Origin of the sequence: Streptomyces echinoruber, assembly GCF_014651135.1 — a bacterium.
GTDB lineage: Bacteria > Actinomycetota > Actinomycetes > Streptomycetales > Streptomycetaceae > Streptomyces > Streptomyces echinoruber.
The window spans coordinates 1-16,845 of the sequence record NZ_BMWH01000034.1 but is presented as its reverse complement, the minus strand read 5'-3'; the positions used below and the strand labels follow the sequence as shown (position 1 = coordinate 16,845).

Sequence of the window (16,845 nt, the reverse complement as noted above, 5' to 3'; positions counted from 1 at the left end):
GCTCCGGACCCCGGATTCCCGGATGCCTGGACGCCCCGCCCCGGGGCCCCGGTCCGCCAGACGCCCCGATGCCCAGACGCCAGACGCCCAGACGCCAGATGCCCAGAGAGGACCGATCCCCCATGGCCGACGCCCCCACCACCGGCAAGGTGACCTTCGTCGGTGCCGGCCCCGGCGCCGCCGACCTGCTGACCTTCCGTGCCGCCCGCGCCATCGCCGAGGCGGACGTGGTGATCTGGGCGGCGAGCCTGGTGCAGGCGGAGGTGCTGCAGCACGCGCGGAAGGACGCGGAGATCCTGGACTCGGCGACGATGTCGCTGGAGGACGTGGTCGCCGTGTACGAGCGGGCGCACGCCGAGGGGCTGCGGGTGGCCCGTATCCACTCCGGTGACCCGGCGCTGTGGGGCGGCACGCAGGAGCAGCTCGACCGGTGCGCCGAGATCGGCATCGCCACCGAGGTGGTGCCGGGCGTGTCGTCGTTCTCCGCCGTGGCCGCGCTCGCGCAGCGGGAGCTGACCATCCCCGAGGTCGCGCAGTCGGTGATCCTCACGCGGCTGGGCGGCGGCAAGACGCCGATGCCGCCCGGCGAGGAGGTGCGCGAGTTCGCCCGGCACGGCACCACGATGGCGGTGTTCCTGTCGGCGGCCCGCAGCGGGCAGCTGGTGCGGGAACTGCTGGAGGGCGGCTACCCCGAGGACACGCCGGTCGTGGTGGCGTACCAGGCGACCTGGCCGGAGGAGCTGGTGGTGCGCTGCACGGTCGGCACGCTGGAGGAGACCGTCAAGCGGCACAAGCTGTGGAAGCACACCCTGTTCCTGGTCGGTCCGGCGCTCGCCGCGCACGGCACCCGCTCGCACCTGTACCACCCCGGCCACTTCCACGGCTACCGCAAGGCCGACCCGCAGGCCCGCAAGGCACTGCGCGCCCGGGGGGCGGGCACGTGATCACGGTCGTCGGTACGGGGACGGGGGCGGGGGCCCCGGTTCCCGAGGAGGTCCTGGCCGGTGCCGGGCTCGTCGTGGGCGCACGGCGCCACCTGGAGGCCGTGGAGCTGCCGGAGGGTGCCGAGCGGGTCGTGCTCGGTCCGCTGGCGCCCGCCCTGGAGGTCATCGGGCGGTACGTGGAGAGGGACCGGCCGGTGGTCGTGCTGGCCTCCGGCGACCCGGGGTTCTTCGGGATCGTGCGGGCGCTGGCCGAGCGGTTCGGGCCCGGGCTGCTGGACGTGCGGCCGGGTGTGTCGTCCGTGGCCGCCGCGTTCGCCCGGGCGGGGCTGCCGTGGGACGACGCGGTGGTCGTCAGCGCGCACGGGCGGGAGCTGCGGACGGCCGTCCACGCCTGCCGGGCGCATGCGAAGACCGCCGTGCTGACCGGGCCGGGCGCGGGGCCCGCCGAGCTGGGCGCCGCGCTGGCGCGGGCGGACGCCGACCGCGTCCTCGTCGTCGCCCGCGCGCTGGGCGATCCGGCGCGCGAGCGCGTGGAGCGGGTGACGCCGGCCGAGGCCGCCGCCCGGGACTGGGGCGCGTCGGTGAACGTCGTGCTGTGCCTGGACCCCTCCCGTGCCCTGGCCGGGGTGCGCACGGTGGCCGGGCCGCCGCTGCCGCCCGCCGGATGGGCGCTGGAGGAGTCCGCGTTCACGCACCGCGACTCGATGATCACCAAGTTCGAGGTGCGGGCGCTGGCCCTGGCCCGGCTCGGGCCGCGCCCTGGCGACCTGGTGTGGGACGTCGGCGCGGGCTCCGGCTCGGTGGCCGTGGAGTGCGCGCGGTTCGGTGCCGCCGTCACCGCCGTGGAGAAGACCGCCGACGGGGTGGAGCGCGTCCGCGCCAACGCCGCCGCGCACGGCGTCGACGTGCACGTGGTGCACGGCACCGCCCCGGACGCGCTGGCCGGGCTGGACGACCCGGACGCGGTGTTCGTCGGGGGCGGCGGGCGGGACCTGCCCGCCGTCGTCGCCGCGTGCGCGCGCCGCGCCCGGCGGACGGTCGTCGTCGCGGTGGCCGCGCTCGACCGGGTCCCGGCGGCCCGGGCGGCGCTCGCCGGCGCCGGGCTGGTCTGCGACGGGGTGCTGCTGCAGGCGTCGCGGCTGGCGCCGCTGCCGGGGGACGTGACCCGGCTCGCGGCGGCCAACCCGGTGTTCCTGCTGTGGGGCACGCGTCCCCCGGCCCGGACGGAAACCGGCGCGGAAGCCCGCGCCGAGACCCGCACGGAAACCCGCGCGGAAGCCCGGACGGAAGCGCACGCCGAACCCCCGGCGGAAACCCGCGTCGAACCCCGGACGGAAGCCCGGAGAGCCCAGAGAGAAGCACAGCGAGAAGCCCAGAGAGAAGGAGTTGCTCAGTGATCGGCCTCATCTCCGCCACCGCGGCGGGAGCGGCGGCCCGGGACCGGCTGGCGGCGGTCTGGCCGGACCGCACACGGGTCTACGACGGGCCCGTCGCGGACGCCGTGCGGCGGGCGTTCGCCGAGTGCGACCGGCTGGTGTGCTTCCTGGCGACCGGCGCGGTCGTCCGGCTGCTCGCGCCGCTGCTGGGCGACAAGACGTCCGACCCGGGCGTGGTCTGCGTCGACGAGGGCGGGCGGTACGCCGTGTCGCTGCTCGGCGGGCACGCGGGCGGCGCCAACCGGCTCGCGCACGAGGTCGCCGAGGTGCTCGGCGCCGAGCCGGTGGTGACCACGGCGACGGACTCGGTGGGGCTGGCCGGGCTGGACACGCTGGGGCTGCCGGTGGAGGGCGACGTCGCCGCCGTCTCACGGGCCCTGCTGGACGGCGAGCCGGTCGCCCTGGAGGCGGAGGTGCGCTGGCCGCTGCCGCCGCTGCCCGTCGCGCCGCAGGGGGCGTACACGATCCGGGTCACCGACCGGGCCGTGGCGCCCGCCGAGCGGCAGGTGCTGCTGCGGCCGCCGTCCCTCGTCGTCGGCGTGGGCGCGTCCCGGGGCGTGTCCGAGGACGAGGTGCTGGCGCTGGTGGAGGGCGCGCTGCGGGAGGCGGGGCTGTCGGCGCGGTCCGTCGCCGAGCTGGCCACCGTCGACGCCAAGGCCGGCGAGCCCGGCATCGTCGCCGCCGCCGAACGGCTCGGGGTGCCGCTGGTGACGTACGCCGCCGAGGAGCTGGCGCGGGTGGCGGTGCCCAACCCCTCCGACGCGCCGCTCGCCGCCGTCGGCACCCCGTCCGTGGCGGAGGCGGCGGCGCTGCGGCGCGGGGGTGAACTCCTCGTACCCAAGCGGAAGTCGGCGATGGCGACGTGCGCGGTGGTACGGCGGCCGGGGCGCGGACGGCTGGCGGTGGTCGGCCTCGGGCCGGGCGCCCGGGACCTGCTCACGCCGCGCGCCCGGGCCGAGCTGCGGCGGGCGTCGGTGCTGGTCGGCCTCGACCAGTACGTCGATCAGATCCGCGACCTGCTGCGGCCCGGCACCCGCGTCCTGGAGTCGGGCCTGGGCGCCGAGGAGGAGCGGGCCCGCACCGCCGTCGCCGAGGCCCGCAAGGGGCACGCGGTGGCGCTGATCGGCAGCGGCGACGCGGGCGTGTACGCGATGGCCTCGCCGGCGCTCGCGGAAGCCGGCGACGACATCGACGTGGTCGGGGTGCCCGGAGTGACGGCGGCGCTGGCCGCCGGGGCGATCCTCGGCGCGCCGCTGGGCCACGACCACGTGTCCATCAGCCTGTCCGACCTGCACACGCCGTGGGAGGTCATCGAACGGCGGGTGCGGGCCGCGGCCGAGGCCGACCTGGTGGTGACGTTCTACAACCCGCGCAGCCGCGGCCGGCACTGGCAGTTGCCCAAGGCGCTCGGCATCCTCGCCGAACACCGGGCGCCGACGACGCCCGTCGGCGTGGTGCGCAACGCCTCCCGGCCCGACGAGTCCAGCCGCCTGACCACGCTGGCCGAACTGGACCCGGCGACGGTCGACATGATGACGGTGGTGACCGTCGGCAACACCGCGACCCGCGCGATCGCCGGCCGCATGGTGACGCCGCGCGGCTACCGCTGGCAGGAGGAGCCGAAGTGAACCGCGTGATCCACCCCATCGAGGAGGAGTCCTACCGGCGGCTGCGCGCCCGCCTGGACACCTCGCACCTGCCGCCGCTGACCCGGGCGGTGGTGGAGCGGGTGATCCACTCCTCCGCCGACCTCGCCTACGCCGACGACCTCGTGATGGACGAGGCCGACCTGGCGAAGGCGCACGCCGCGCTGCACGCCGGGGCGCCCGTCGTGGTGGACGTGGAGATGGTCGCGGCCGGCATCACCCGGCGCGAGACCGTCTGCCGGCTCAAGGACGCCAGGTCCGGGCCCGGGCTGACGCGTTCGGCGCACGCGATGCGGCTCGCATACGAGCAGGTCGGGCCGGGCGCGCTGTGGGTGATCGGCTGTGCGCCGACCGCCCTGGAGGAGCTGCTGCGGCTGGACGCCTCGCCCGCGCTCGTCATCGGCCTGCCCGTCGGGTTCGTCGGCGCCGCCGAGTCCAAGGCGGCGCTGCGGGAGAGCGGACTGCCCGCCGTGAGCAACGTGTCCGAGAAGGGCGGCTCCGCGGTCGCCGCGGCCGCGCTCAACGCCCTGCTGTACCACCCTGTTTCGTCTGTAGAGGAGACTTCGTGACCACCCCGCCGCCCGCCCTGCTCATCGCCGGACACGGCACCCGGGACGACGCCGGGGCCGAGGCGTTCCGCGCCTTCGTCCGGGAGGTGGGGCGCCGCCGCCCGGACCTGCCCGTCGCGGGCGGCTTCATCGAACTGTCCCCGCCGCCGCTGGGCGAGGCCGTCGCCGAGCTGGTGGGGCAGGGCGTGCGGCGCTTCGCCGCCGTGCCGCTGATGCTGGTGTCCGCCGGGCACGCCAAGGGCGACATCCCCGCCGCGCTGGCCCGGGAGAAGGAGCGCCACCCCGGCATCTCCTACTCCTACGGCCGCCCGCTCGGCCCGCACCCGGCGCTGCTGAGCGTCCTGGAACGGCGCCTGGACGAGGCGCTCGGCGGCCGCGGCGACCACTCCGACGTGACCGTGCTGCTGGTCGGGCGCGGCTCCACCGACCCGGACGCCAACGCCGAGGTGTTCAAGGCGGCGCGGCTGCTGTGGGAGGGGCGCGGCTACGCGGGCGTGGAGACGGCGTTCGTGTCGCTGGCGGCGCCGGACGTGCCGGCCGGGCTGGACAGGTGCGCGCGGCTGGGGGCGCGCCGGATCGTCGTCCTGCCGTACTTCCTGTTCACCGGGATCCTGCCGGACCGGGTGCGGCAGCAGGCCGAGGAGTGGGCCGCGGCGCACTCCGGTACCGAGGTGCGCTGCGCGGACGTCATCGGGCCCGAGCCGGAGCTGCTGGACCTGGTGCTGGAGCGGTACGAGGAGGCCGTGAAGGGCGATCTGCGGATGAACTGCGACTCGTGCGTGTACCGCATCGCCCTGCCGGGCTTCGAGGACAAAGTGGGGATGCCGCAGCAGCCGCACTTCCACCCGGACGAGGACGGGCACGGGCACGGGCACGGCCACGGGCATGGGCATGGACACGGCCACGGGCACCACCACCACGGGGGGCACACGCACAGCCATGCGCACTGAGGAGGCTGCGGAGGCCGAGGAGGCTGCGGAGGCCGAGGGCACCGGGCACGACCTGCGGCACCACGGGGACGCCGAGGTCCGCGACGACGGGGCCGCGCTGGTCGACCTGGCCGTCAACGTCCGCGCCGGCACCCCGCCGGACTGGCTGCGACAGCGCGTCGCCGCCTCGCTCGCCGACCTGGCCGCCTACCCGGACGGCCGGGCCGCGCGGGCGGCGGTGGCGGCGCGGCACGGGCTGCCGGCTCGGCGGGTGCTGCTGACGGCGGGGGCGGCGGAGGCGTTCGTGCTGCTGGCCCGCGCCCTGAAGGTGCGGCGGCCGGTCGTGGTGCACCCGCAGTTCACCGAGCCGGAGGCGGCGCTGCGGGACGCCGGGCACAGCGTGGACCGGGTGGTGCTGCGGGAGGCGGACGGCTTCCGGCTGGATCCCGGGCTGGTGCCCGAGGACGCCGATCTGGTCGTCGTCGGCAACCCCACCAACCCGACGTCCGTGCTGTATCCGGCAGACGTCCTCGCCCAACTCGCCCGGCCCGGGCGGGTGCTGGTGGTGGACGAGGCGTTCATGGACGCGGTGCCCGGCGAGCGGGAGGCGCTGGCCGGGCGGACGGACGTGCCCGGGCTGGTGGTGCTGCGCAGCCTGACCAAGACGTGGGGGCTGGCCGGGCTGCGCATCGGGTACGTCCTGGCCGCGCCGGAGGTGATCGACGCGCTGGAGCGAGCCCAGCCGCTGTGGCCCGTCTCCACGCCGGCGCTCACGGCGGCGCGGGCGTGCGTGGAGCCGCGGGCCCTGGCGGAGGCGGAGGCGTGGGCCCGGCGCGTCGCGGACGACCGGGCGTACCTGGTGGCGGGCCTGAAGCGGTTCGCCGACCGGGGCCTGTCCGTGGTGGAGCCCGCCGAGGGCCCGTTCGTCCTGGTGCGGCTGCCCGGGGCCGCCGCCGTGCGCCGGCGGCTGCGCGGCCTCGGATACGCGGTGCGGCGCGGGGACACCTTCCCCGGGCTGGGCGAGGAGTGGCTGCGGCTGGCGGTGCGCGACCGGGGCACGACGGACGGGTTCCTGCGGGCGCTGGCCGATGCGCTGGCCGTCGACCCGCCCGGCCCGGCGGACTGACACCGGCCGGTTCGCCTCGGCCGGGGCCGGCACCGGCCGAGGCGAACCGGCCCCGGCCGGAACGGGCCGACGGGCCGACGGCCCAACGAACCGACGAACCAACAGACCAACGAACCGACACCAACCAAGGCGAACCGGCGGACCGGCGGACCGGCGGACCGGCGGACCGGCGGACCGACACCAGCCAAAGCGAACTACTCCCGGCTGGAACGGAGTTCAGCCGACGACCCGGCCGTTGAGCACGATCCGCCGCGGCGCGGCCAGTACCCGCACGTCCGCCCGCGGGTCCGTCTCGTAGACCACGAGGTCCGCCGGGGCGCCCTCCTCCAGTCCCGGCCGGCCCAGCCACTTCCGGGCCGCCCACGTGGTCGCCGCCAGGGCCTCGACCGGCGGGATGCCGGCGGTGACCAGTTCGGCCACCTCGGCCGCCGCCAGGCCGTGGGCGAGGGAGCCGCCCGCGTCGGTGCCGACGTACACGGGCACGCCGGCGTCGTGGGCGTTGCGGACGGTGTCGTAGCGGCGCTCGTGCAGGCGGCGCATGTGGGCCGCCCAGCGCGGGTACTTGGCCTCGCCGCCGGCGGCGAGCGCGGGGAAGGTGGCGATGTTGACGAGGGTGGGGACGATGGCGACGCCGCGCTCGGCGAAGAGGGGGATCAGGTCCTCGGTGAGGCCGGTGGCGTGCTCGATGCAGTCGATGCCGGCCTCGACCAGGTCCTTGAGGGAGTCCTCGGCGAAGCAGTGGGCGGTGACCCGGGCGCCCAGGCGGTGGGCCTCGGCTATCGCGGCCTGTGCCGCCTCGCGCGGCCAGCAGGGCGCCAGGTCGCCCAGGTCGCGGTCGATCCAGTCGCCGACCAGTTTGACCCAGCCGTCGCCGCGCCGGGCCTCCTGGGCGACGTACGCGGTCAGGTCGCCGGGCTCGATCTCCCAGGCGTAGTTGCGGATGTAGCGGCGGGTGCGGGCGATGTGCCGGCCGGCGCGGATGATCTTCGGCAGGTCGTCGCGGTCGTCGACCCAGCGGGTGTCGGAGGGTGAGCCGGCGTCGCGGATCAGCAGGGTGCCCGCGTCGCGGTCGGTCAGCGCCTGCTTCTCCGCGATCTCCCGCGGGACCGCGCCGTGTTCGTCGAGGCCGACGTGGCAGTGGGCGTCGACCAGGCCGGGCAGCGCCCAGCCCTCGACGGTGCGAATGTCCCGGGCCCCGGCGGGGCGGTCGTAGGAGATGCGGCCGTCGATGACCCACAGTTCGTCGCGGACGTCCTCGGGTCCGACGAGGACGCGTCCCGTCACGTGCAGCACCGCGCGTTCGTTCATGCCCTGCACCTTAGACCGTCCGCCGGTGGGGGCGGCCGCCCGGAGGACGGCCGCGGGATCGCCGCTCCTGCGGCCGCCCTTCGGACTCCGTACGGAGGGGCCGTGACCTCCGGGCTCCGCGCGGAGGGGTCGCGATCAGCTCTCGACGGCCATCCGGACGCCGAGAAGGAGCAGCACGCCGCCGGAGACCTGCTCGAGGCGCCTGCGTACTCCGGCCCGGGAGACGACCTTCCGCATGCACCCCGTCGTGGAGGCCGCCCGCCGATCGTGTCCCTACGGCTCCGCCCGCCTGTGGGGGATCGCCGGATGCGGGGCTGCGGGGTCGTACGTCCCGGCGGTGGCGGGTCCGGCCGCGCCGCAGGACGGCGGGCGGCACGACGGCACGGGCCCGGGCTGGGCCGGATGGGGCCGGACCGGCGCGGAGGCCGGTGACGGTCCTCCCCGCCGGCGGAGGGCATCCCTGGCGGACTACGGCGTCTTCCCGCCCACCTGGTCGGACGTCTCCTCCTCCACCTCGGCCATCGCCGGGTCGAGGAGGCGGGAGAGGAAGTGGCGGGTGCGTTCGTGCCGGGGTGCGCCGATGACCTGCGCGGGCTCGCCGTCCTCGACGACCACGCCGCCGTCCATGAAGACGACCCGGTCGGCGACTTCGCGCGCGAAGCTCATCTCGTGGGTGACGACCATCATCGTCATGCCCTCGTCGGCGAGCGAGCGCATGACGGCCAGGACGTCGCCCACCAGTTCGGGGTCGAGTGCCGAGGTGGGCTCGTCGAACAGCATCACCTCGGGGCCCATGGCCAGGGCGCGGGCGATGGCGACGCGCTGCTGCTGGCCGCCGGAGAGGGAGGACGGGTAGGCGTCGGCCTTCTCCGCGAGCCCGACCCGCTTCAGGTTCTGCGCGGCGATGCGCGCGGCCGTCGCCCGGTCCCGCCGGAGCACGCGGCGCTGCGGCAGGGTGAGGTTCTCGGTGACGGTGAGGTGCGGGAAGAGGTTGAACTGCTGGAAGACCATGCCGATGCGGCGGCGCACGGCGTCGATGTCGACGTCCGGGTCGGTGACCTCGGTGCCGCCGACGTACACCTGGCCCTTGGTGGGCTCCTCCAGGAGGTTGACGCAGCGCAGCAGGGTGGACTTGCCGGAGCCGGAGGGGCCGATGACGCAGACGACCTCGCCGTGGGCGACGTCCAGGTCGATGCCGCGCAGCACCTCGTTGTCCCCGAAGGACTTGTGCAGGCCCCGGATGCTGATCTCGGGCCCGGTGCCCGCCTGCGGGGGCTGGGTGCTCATGTGACGGCCTCCCTGGCCTTGTTCTCCATGTGGCGGACGACGAAGCCGAGCGGGATCGTGATCAGCAGGTAGCACAGGCCGGCGACGAGGATCGGGGTGGAGTTGGCGGTCGTACTGGCCAGGTCGCGGCCGAACTTGGACAGCTCCCGCTCCTCCAGGGTGACGCCGAGGAACAGCACCAGCGAGGAGTCCTTGAAGAGCAGGACGAGTTCGTTGGTCAGCGGCGGCAGGATGATGCGGAAGGCCTGCGGGACGATGATCGAGACCATGGCCCGCGCGGGCGAGAAGCCCAGCGAGCGCGCCGCCTCCATCTGGCCCTTGGGCACGGCCTGGATGCCGGCGCGGATCGTCTCGGCCATGTACGCGGCGGAGACCAGGCCGAGGGCGAGGGCGACCTTGCCGTAGGTGCCGCCGACGATCTCCGTGCCGGGGAAGGCGAGCGGGACGGCCACGCCGACGAAGATGAAGATCAGCAGGGCGGGCAGGCCGCGGAAGATCTCGATGTAGACGCCGGCGACCCAGCGGTAGGGGCCCACGGAGGACAGGCGCATGAGCGCGAGCACCATGCCGAGGACCAGGCCGACGAGGAAGCCGGTGAGGGTGTAGAGCACGGTGTTGCGCAGCGCCTGGGTGATGATGTCCGGGAACATCTGGCGGGCGATGTCCGTCTGCGCGAACTGGTTCGCCAGGCGCGCCCAGTCCGCCGTGACCGCCAGCACGGTCACGGCGGCGACGAACACGGCGTACTGGGCGCCGCGGGACAGCCGCCGCTTCTGACGCCTGGTCAGCCCGGTGCGCTGGGGCCGGACTTCGGCCGGGGCGGGGGTGGTGCCGGTCGTCGGGTCGGTCATGAGGCGGAGGGGGAGGGGGAGGCCGCGGCCGCGTCGTAGGGGCCGATCCACTGCTCGTACAGCTTCTTGTACGTGCCGTCGGCCTTGGCCTTGGCGATCGCCTTGTTGATGGCGGCGAGGAGCTTGGTGTTGCCCTTCTTCACCGTGAAGCCGTACTGCTCGCCGGTGCTGAGGTTGTCGACCATCTTGAAGGCGGCGGCGTTGGCCTTGTCCTTCAGCCAGCCCTGGACGACCGGGTAGTCGATGATGACGGCCTGGACCTGGCCGGTGCGCAGGCCGTTGAGGAGCGCGTCGGAGGACTCGAAGGAGATCGAGTCGAAGCCCTTCTGGTGCGCGTAGTCCTCGCCGGTGGTCTGCGCCTGGGTGCCCAGCTTCTTCTTGGCCTTGACGTCGGCGAGGGAGGTGAGGCCGCTCTTCTTGTCGACCAGGACGGCCTGGGTGGCGTTGAAGTACGGGTCGGAGAAGTCGACGTACTTCTTGCGCTCGGGCGTGATGGTCATGCCGGCGGCGGCCAGGTCGCAGCGGCCGGAGTTGAGGAAGGCGCCGGTCTTGAAGTTCTCGAACGGCGTGTCCACGAAGGTCTGCTTCACGCCGAGGTCCTTGGCGACCAGGTCGATGAGGGAGACGTCGAAGCCCTGGACCTTGCCGTCGATCTCGGACTGGAACGGCGGGTACGGCAGGTGCGTGCACGTGGTGAGCTGCCCGGCCTGGACGAGGTGGACCCCGCCGGCCGCCGTCGTGCCGCCGCTGCCGCCGTCGCCGCTGGAGGTGCAGCCGGCCACGAGCGCCAGCGCGGCCGCGGCGGCTCCGGCGGCCAGGGCGCGGGCCCGGCGTCCGAGGTGCGTGTTCACGGGTCGGCCTCTCTGTGGGGAATCTCTGTGGGGAAGTGGTGTCTGCGGGTGATGCCTGTGGGGTGCGTGGCGCTGTCCTTCTGTCGCGCTGCCGCGCTGTCGCGCCGGGCTGTCACGCCACGGGAGAACCGCGGGTCCCGATTATAAGGAGATGTTTGGGTCACTCAAACCAAAATGATGATCCACTGACCGCTCGACCTAAGAAGTTGCCGGTCGCCGGGGTGGGACGGGCGCCGGTTACCCTCGCTCCGTGAGCGATGAGACCACCTCCGTGACCCGTCTTCCGCTCGACCTGCCTCCGCTCGACGCCGCCCGCTTCGCCGCCATCGAGGACCGGGTGGCGCGGCTGCTGGGTACCCGGCAGGACGTCCTCGTCACCCAGGGCGAGGCGCTGCTGCCGCTGGAGGGCGCCCTGCGGGGCGTCGCCGGGCCGGACACGACCGCGCTGAACGTCATCACCGGGCCCTACGGGCAGACGTTCGGGAACTGGCTGCGGGACTGCGGCGCCACCGTGATCGACCTGTCCGTCCCCTTCCACACCGCGGTCACGGCCGAGCAGATCCGCCAGGCGTTCGCCGCCCGCCCGGAGATCGGCCTGGTGTCGCTCGTGCACGCCGAGGCGGCCACCGGCAACACCAACCCCGTCGCCGAGATCGCGGAGGTGGTGCGGGAGCACGGCGCGCTGTTCCACCTCGACGCCGTCGCCTCCGTCGGCGCCGAGCCGGTGCTGCCGGACGCGTGGGGCGTCGACCTGTGCGTCATCGGCCCGCAGAAGGCGCTGGGCGGGCCGGCCGGGGTGTCGGCGATCTCGGTGAGCGAGCGGGCCTGGAAGCGGATGCGGGCCAACCCGCGCGCGCCGCGCCGGTCGTACCTGTCGCTGCTGGACTGGAAGGAACGCTGGATCGACGGCGGCCGCAAGGTGCTGCCGCACGCGCCCGCCCAGGTGGAGATGCCGGCGCTGGAGGCGTGTCTGGACTGGATCGAGGCGGAGGGGCTGGAGGCGGTGACGGCCCGGCACCGGGCCGCCGCCGCGGCGACCCGCGCGGGCGCGGTGGCCCTGGGCGGCGGGCTGCGGCCGTACGTCCACGACGCGGCGGAGGCGGCGCCGGTCGCGACGACGCTGCGCACCCCGGCCGGCGTGGACGCCTCCGAGGTCGTACGGCGGGCGCCGGCCGTGGATCCGGCCGCTCCGCCGGCCGCCGGCGGGGGCGCGCCGGCCCAGGAGATGATCCGGGTCAACCACTACGGCCGCGACGCCTCCCGGGCCGCCGTCACGGCGAGTCTCGTGGCGCTGGGCGCCGCTCTGACCGGGCACGGTGTCACCGTGGACACGGCGGGGGCCCTGCGGGCCGTGGAGGAGGCGTGGGCGGCGGTGTGAGCCGTTGTGAGCCATGGTGAATGTGAGCCATGGTGAACCGTTGTGGCCGCCACCGGGGGTCGTGCCTGGCATGCTGCCGGCATGACCCCCGGCTCTTTTCCCGCGACCCTGCCCGACGGACGCCCCGTCCCCCGCGCGACCGGTGACGAGCGGCCCATGCTGGAGGACTGGCTGGACTTCCACCGGGCCACCCTGGAGCTGAAGTGCGCGGGCCTGGACGACGCTCAGGTGCGGCGGACGGCCGCCGAGCCGTCGCAGCTCACCCTGCTGGGCCTGGTGCAGCACCTCGCCGAGGTGGAGCGGAACTGGTTCCAGCGCGTCGTCGGCGGCCTCGACGTCCCGCCGGTCTTCGGCGAGGAGAGCGGGTTTGCCCTGGACCCGGCCCGGGGACTCGCCGCGGCACTGGACGCCTGGCGCCGGGAGATCGAGCACGGGCGCCGGGTGTGCGCGCAGCGGTCGCTGGACGACGTCGGGCGGATCACGGACGGGCCGATGGCCGGGGTGGAGGTGAGCGTGCGGTGGGTGCTGATCCACATGATCGAGGAGTACGCCCGGCACAACGGCCACGCGGACATTCTCCGGGAACGCATCGACGGAACGACCGGAGCCTGACACCTGGCCTGACACCTGGAATCGGCATTCTTTCCGAGGGCTTGCGACGCACCCGCCGCCGCCCTTCACGAATCAATTCCGCAATTCCTTTTCCAGGCAGTTTCCCCTCTTCTTCTGCCCGCTTCCGCCCGAGCCAAACGCAAAGATTCTGCGAACACCGCGCGATGCTTTTCCGGCGGATCCCGTGAGGATTGCGCAGTTGTGACGCGTTCCACAGGGTCACCTTTTCGTCCGGTTGTATCCGGGCAATCCCTGGCATAACGGTCGGGTTCTCGCCCGCACTCACGCGCCCGCGCGATAACACAGACACCGGGCCCGACCCAAGCCCGAACGGCGATGCATTTTTCCATTCGCCTCGGTAAATTGCTTTTGCATGACCGCCGCGCAAGCAGACCTGGAAACCCTCGACACGGAAATACCGGCCGCAGTGCGGATCGGCCGTCCCGAGGTGGCGGACGGGCCCGCGCTCTGGCGCCTGGCCCGCGACTCCCGCACCCTCGACGTGAACTCCTCCTACAGCTACCTGCTGTGGTGCCGTGACTTCGCCGGCACCTCGGCCGTGGCCCGCGACGCGCAGGGCGCACCGGTCGGTTTCGTCACCGGATACGTGCGGCCGGAGCGGCCGCGCACGCTGCTGGTGTGGCAGGTGGCCGTCGACGCGGCGCACCGCGGGCGCGGGCTGGCCGCACGGATGCTCGACGAACTGGCGGCGCGGGCCGTCGCCGAGCACGGGGTGACCGGCGTCGAGACGACCATCACCCCCGGAAACACCGCCTCCGAGCGGCTGTTCACCTCCTTCGCCGCGCGGCACGGCGCCCGCGTCGAGCGCGAGGTGCTGTTCGACGCCGCGCTGTTCCCCGACGGGCCGCACGCCCCCGAGGTGCTGTACCGCATCGGCCCGCTGGCCGCCTGACCGCCCGGCTCCCCTCGTCGCGCCCGCTCTCCCGCCGCGCATCGGTCCCCTTCCACCGAGCCCACCGAGCCCACCGAGCACCGGTCCCCTTCCGCCGCGCTCCCCCACCGCCGCGGTTCCCCTCCGCCCCCGGCGGGCGCCCGACCGTCCCCGCCCCGGTGCGCGCAGTCCCCCACGCACGCATCCCCCTCTCCCCCACGCACGCACTCCCCTCCCCCCAACACACGGGTGCCGCGCGCCCGTGCCGCGCGCGGACACCGCACGCCCCCCACACACACCGAGGAGCGAATCCCCGTGACCATCACCCAGCCCGACCTCAGCGTCTTCGAGACCCTCGAGTCCGAGGTGCGCAGCTACTGCCGCGGCTGGCCCGCCGTCTTCGACCGTGCCCGGGGCAGCCGCCTGTACGACGAGGACGGCCACACCTACCTGGACTTCTTCGCCGGTGCCGGCTCGCTCAACTACGGCCACAACAACCCCGTGCTGAAACGGGCGTTGCTCGACTACCTGGAGCGCGACGGCATCACGCACGGCCTGGACATGTCCACCACCGCCAAACGCACCTTCCTGCAGACCTTCCAGGACCTGGTGCTGCGGCCGCGGGACCTGCCCTACAAGGTGATGTTCCCGGGCCCGACCGGCACCAACGCCGTGGAGTGCGCGCTGAAACTGGCCCGGAAGGTGAAGGGACGCGAGTCGATCGTGTCGTTCACCAACGCCTTCCACGGCATGTCGCTGGGCTCGCTGGCCGTGACCGGCAACGCGTTCAAGCGGGCCGGGGCCGGCGTCCCGCTGGTGCACGGCACGCCGATGCCGTTCGACCACTACCTCGACGGGCAGGTCCCGGACTTCCTGTGGTTCGAGCGGCTGCTGCAGGACCAGGGCTCCGGACTCAACCACCCGGCCGCGGTCATCGTGGAGACCGTGCAGGGCGAGGGCGGCGTCAACGTCGCCCGGAACGCGTGGCTGCGCGGGCTGGCCGAGCTGTGCGCGCGCCGCGACATGCTGCTGATCGTCGACGACATCCAGATGGGCTGCGGCCGCACCGGCGCCTTCTTCTCCTTCGAGGAGGCCGGCATCGTGCCCGACATCGTCACCGTCTCCAAGTCGATCAGCGGCTACGGCCTGCCGATGTCGCTGTGCCTGTTCAAGCCCGAGCTGGACATCTGGGAGCCGGGCGAGCACAACGGCACCTTCCGCGGCAACAACCCCGCCTTCGTCACCGCCACCGCCGCACTGGAGACGTACTGGACGGACGGTTCGGCCATGGAGAAGCAGACCCGCGCCCGCGGCGAGCAGGTCGAGCGGGCGCTGGTCTCCCTCGCCGAGGAGCACCGCGCCGACGTCAAGGAGTACCGCGGCCGCGGGCTGGTGTGGGGCCTGGAGTTCCACGACACCTCCCGCGCCGAGCGGGTCGCGCGCCGCGCCTTCGACCTCGGGCTGCTGGTGGAGACCTCCGGCCCGCAGAGCGAGGTCGTCAAGCTGCTGCCGGCCCTGACCATCACCCCCGACGAACTGGACGAGGGCCTGACCATCCTGGCCCGCGCCGTGCGCGAGACCGCCTGACCACCTCTCCTCACCGATCAGAAAGGCACATCGTGATCGTCCGTTCCTTCAAGGAGATCGAGGGCACCGACCGGCACGTCAGGGCGAAGTCGGGCACCTGGGAGAGCAAACGCATCGTCCTGGCCCGGGAGCGGGTCGGCTTCTCGCTGCACGAGACGATCCTGTACGCCGGCACCGAGACGTCGATGTGGTACGCCCACCACATCGAGGCCGTGGTCTGCGTCGAGGGCGAGGCCGAGCTGACCGACCACGAGACCGGGACGACGTACACGATCACGCCCGGGACGATGTACCTCCTCGACAAGCACGAGCGGCACACGCTGCGCGTCAAGGAGGACCTCCGCTGCATCTGCGTCTTCAACCCGCCCGTGACCGGGCGCGAGGACCACGACGAGAACGGCGTCTACCCCCTGCTCACCGAACCCGAGGAGGTGTGAGATCACCGTGACCGCGACCACCACCCCCACGACCACCACCCCCACGACCACCACCCCCACGACCGCGACCGTCACCGACCTCTACCCCACCCGCGGCAGCTCCGAGGTGCTTCTCCCGCGCCAGGAGCCGGTGGTCTGGGGCGCCCCGGACACCCCGGGCCCGATCTCCGCGGCCGACCTGCAGGCCTACGAGCGCGACGGTTTCCTCACCGTGGACCGGCTGATCACCGAGGAGGAGGTCGCCGTCTGCCGGCGGGAGCTGGAGCGGCTGGTCGGCGACCCGGAGATCCGCGCCGACGAGCGCGCGATCGTGGAGCCGGGGTCCCAGGAGATCCGGTCCGTCTTCGAAGTGCACCGGATCAGCCGGGTGTTCGCCGACCTGGTGCGCGACGAGCGGGTCGTCGGGCGGGCGCGGCAGATCCTCGGCTCGGACGTGTACGTGCACCAGTCGCGGATCAACGTCAAGCCGGGGTTCGGCGCCAACGGCTTCTACTGGCACTCCGACTTCGAGACCTGGCACGCCGAGGACGGACTGCCGCGCATGCGCACGGTGTCCGTCTCGATCGCGCTGACCGAGAACCACGACACCAACGGCGGACTGATGATCATGCCGGGGTCGCACCGGACGTTCCTCGGCTGCGCGGGGGCCACCCCGAAGGACAACTACAAGAAGTCCCTGCAGATGCAGGAGGCCGGCACGCCCTCGAACGAGGCGCTGACCAGGCTGGCGAGCGAGCACGGCATCAAGCTGTTCACCGGCGCGCCGGGCTCGGCGACCTGGTTCGACTGCAACTGCATGCACGGCTCGGGCGACAACATCACGCCGTATCCGCGCAGCAACGTGTTCATCGTCTTCAACAGCGTGGAGAACGCGGCCGTGGAGCCGTTCGCGGCCCCGGTGCGGCGGCCGGCGTTCCTCGGGGCACGGGACTTCACCCCGGTGCGATGAGCGGCGGCTGACGCGAAGGGGCCCCTCGCGGCGAGGGGCCCCT

At 73.9% G+C, this 16,845-nt stretch carries 16 protein-coding genes and 1 pseudogene; 12 read left to right on the top strand and 5 right to left on the bottom strand.

Annotation, left to right across the window (positions count from 1 at the left end):
• Positions 1 to 122 precede the first annotated feature (122 nt).
• The 6 genes from cobM to cobC are packed head-to-tail and all read left to right on the top strand — an operon-like array spanning position 123 to position 6,650.
• A complete protein-coding gene (gene cobM, locus IE225_RS28690) occupies positions 123 to 944 on the top strand; it encodes a precorrin-4 C(11)-methyltransferase (RefSeq protein ID WP_190060550.1) in 822 nt (273 codons plus the stop codon).
• The gene (gene cbiE, locus IE225_RS28685) at positions 941 to 2,341 is read left to right on the top strand and encodes a precorrin-6y C5,15-methyltransferase (decarboxylating) subunit CbiE (RefSeq protein ID WP_190060549.1); all 1,401 of its coding nucleotides are present in this window, start codon (positions 941 to 943) and stop codon (positions 2,339 to 2,341) included. Before cobM ends, cbiE begins: the two co-directional genes overlap by 4 nt.
• The gene (gene cobJ / locus IE225_RS28680; protein ID WP_190060548.1) at positions 2,338 to 4,008 is read left to right on the top strand and encodes a precorrin-3B C(17)-methyltransferase; all 1,671 of its coding nucleotides are present in this window, start codon (positions 2,338 to 2,340) and stop codon (positions 4,006 to 4,008) included. Before cbiE ends, cobJ begins: the two co-directional genes overlap by 4 nt.
• Positions 4,005 to 4,595: a precorrin-8X methylmutase gene (locus IE225_RS28675; protein WP_190060547.1), complete on the top strand. Its 591-nt coding sequence runs from the start codon at positions 4,005 to 4,007 to the stop codon at positions 4,593 to 4,595. Before cobJ ends, IE225_RS28675 begins: the two co-directional genes overlap by 4 nt.
• Positions 4,592 to 5,545, top strand: a complete 954-nt coding sequence (locus IE225_RS28670; protein ID WP_190060546.1) for a sirohydrochlorin chelatase — start codon at positions 4,592 to 4,594, stop codon at positions 5,543 to 5,545. The genes IE225_RS28675 and IE225_RS28670 overlap by 4 nt, the downstream gene beginning before the upstream one ends.
• A complete protein-coding gene (cobC, locus tag IE225_RS28665; protein WP_190060545.1) occupies positions 5,535 to 6,650 on the top strand; it encodes an Rv2231c family histidinol phosphate aminotransferase CobC in 1,116 nt (371 codons plus the stop codon). Before IE225_RS28670 ends, cobC begins: the two co-directional genes overlap by 11 nt.
• Before the next feature lie 216 nt (positions 6,651 to 6,866).
• Here the strand turns inward: cobC and IE225_RS28660 are convergent, their stop codons facing one another.
• From IE225_RS28660 to IE225_RS28640, 5 genes and pseudogenes are all read right to left on the bottom strand, one after another.
• Positions 6,867 to 7,958 carry an amidohydrolase family protein gene (locus IE225_RS28660; RefSeq protein ID WP_190060544.1) on the bottom strand — a complete coding sequence of 364 codons (1,092 nt, stop codon included), beginning with the start codon at positions 7,956 to 7,958 and terminating at the stop codon, positions 6,867 to 6,869.
• Between the two features lie 135 nt (positions 7,959 to 8,093).
• A pseudogene (locus IE225_RS28655) lies at positions 8,094 to 8,186 on the bottom strand (LysE family translocator); the annotation flags it as partial.
• Positions 8,187 to 8,426: 240 nt separating this feature from the next.
• Positions 8,427 to 9,245: an amino acid ABC transporter ATP-binding protein gene (locus IE225_RS28650; RefSeq protein ID WP_190060543.1), complete on the bottom strand. Its 819-nt coding sequence runs from the start codon at positions 9,243 to 9,245 to the stop codon at positions 8,427 to 8,429.
• The gene (locus tag IE225_RS28645; RefSeq protein WP_190060542.1) at positions 9,242 to 10,096 is read right to left on the bottom strand and encodes an amino acid ABC transporter permease; all 855 of its coding nucleotides are present in this window, start codon (positions 10,094 to 10,096) and stop codon (positions 9,242 to 9,244) included. The genes IE225_RS28650 and IE225_RS28645 overlap by 4 nt, the downstream gene beginning before the upstream one ends.
• Positions 10,093 to 10,947, bottom strand: coding sequence for an ABC transporter substrate-binding protein (locus tag IE225_RS28640; protein ID WP_190060541.1), 855 nt, complete (start codon positions 10,945 to 10,947; stop codon positions 10,093 to 10,095). Before IE225_RS28640 ends, IE225_RS28645 begins: the two co-directional genes overlap by 4 nt.
• Before the next feature lie 271 nt (positions 10,948 to 11,218).
• On the opposite strand from IE225_RS28640, the gene IE225_RS28635 reads away from it, so the two are divergent.
• From IE225_RS28635 to thpD, 6 genes are all read left to right on the top strand, one after another.
• Positions 11,219 to 12,325, top strand: coding sequence for a pyridoxal-phosphate-dependent aminotransferase family protein (locus tag IE225_RS28635; protein ID WP_190060609.1), 1,107 nt, complete (start codon positions 11,219 to 11,221; stop codon positions 12,323 to 12,325).
• 81 nt (positions 12,326 to 12,406) lie between these two features.
• The gene (locus IE225_RS28630) at positions 12,407 to 12,937 is read left to right on the top strand and encodes a DinB family protein (protein WP_190060540.1); all 531 of its coding nucleotides are present in this window, start codon (positions 12,407 to 12,409) and stop codon (positions 12,935 to 12,937) included.
• 373 nt (positions 12,938 to 13,310) lie between these two features.
• Positions 13,311 to 13,850 carry a diaminobutyrate acetyltransferase gene (ectA, locus tag IE225_RS28625; protein WP_190060539.1) on the top strand — a complete coding sequence of 180 codons (540 nt, stop codon included), beginning with the start codon at positions 13,311 to 13,313 and terminating at the stop codon, positions 13,848 to 13,850.
• A gap of 294 nt (positions 13,851 to 14,144) precedes the next feature.
• A complete protein-coding gene (gene ectB, locus IE225_RS28620; protein ID WP_190060538.1) occupies positions 14,145 to 15,416 on the top strand; it encodes a diaminobutyrate--2-oxoglutarate transaminase in 1,272 nt (423 codons plus the stop codon).
• Between the two features lie 32 nt (positions 15,417 to 15,448).
• A complete protein-coding gene (locus IE225_RS28615) occupies positions 15,449 to 15,853 on the top strand; it encodes an ectoine synthase (RefSeq protein WP_190060537.1) in 405 nt (134 codons plus the stop codon).
• A gap of 7 nt (positions 15,854 to 15,860) precedes the next feature.
• The gene (gene thpD, locus IE225_RS28610; RefSeq protein WP_190060536.1) at positions 15,861 to 16,802 is read left to right on the top strand and encodes an ectoine hydroxylase; all 942 of its coding nucleotides are present in this window, start codon (positions 15,861 to 15,863) and stop codon (positions 16,800 to 16,802) included.
• The last annotated feature ends 43 nt before the right edge of the window (positions 16,803 to 16,845 follow it).

Coding starts and splice junctions, on each gene's coding strand:
- IE225_RS28630 (WP_190060540.1), top strand. CDS start 12,407: ATGACCCCCGGCTCTTTTCCCGCGACCCTGCCCGACGGACGCCCCGTC.
- IE225_RS28645 (WP_190060542.1), bottom strand. CDS start 10,096: ATGACCGACCCGACGACCGGCACCACCCCCGCCCCGGCCGAAGTCCGG.
- cobM (WP_190060550.1), top strand. CDS start 123: ATGGCCGACGCCCCCACCACCGGCAAGGTGACCTTCGTCGGTGCCGGC.
- IE225_RS28660 (WP_190060544.1), bottom strand. CDS start 7,958: ATGAACGAACGCGCGGTGCTGCACGTGACGGGACGCGTCCTCGTCGGA.
- cobC (WP_190060545.1), top strand. CDS start 5,535: ATGCGCACTGAGGAGGCTGCGGAGGCCGAGGAGGCTGCGGAGGCCGAG.
- IE225_RS28650 (WP_190060543.1), bottom strand. CDS start 9,245: ATGAGCACCCAGCCCCCGCAGGCGGGCACCGGGCCCGAGATCAGCATC.
- ectA (WP_190060539.1), top strand. CDS start 13,311: ATGACCGCCGCGCAAGCAGACCTGGAAACCCTCGACACGGAAATACCG.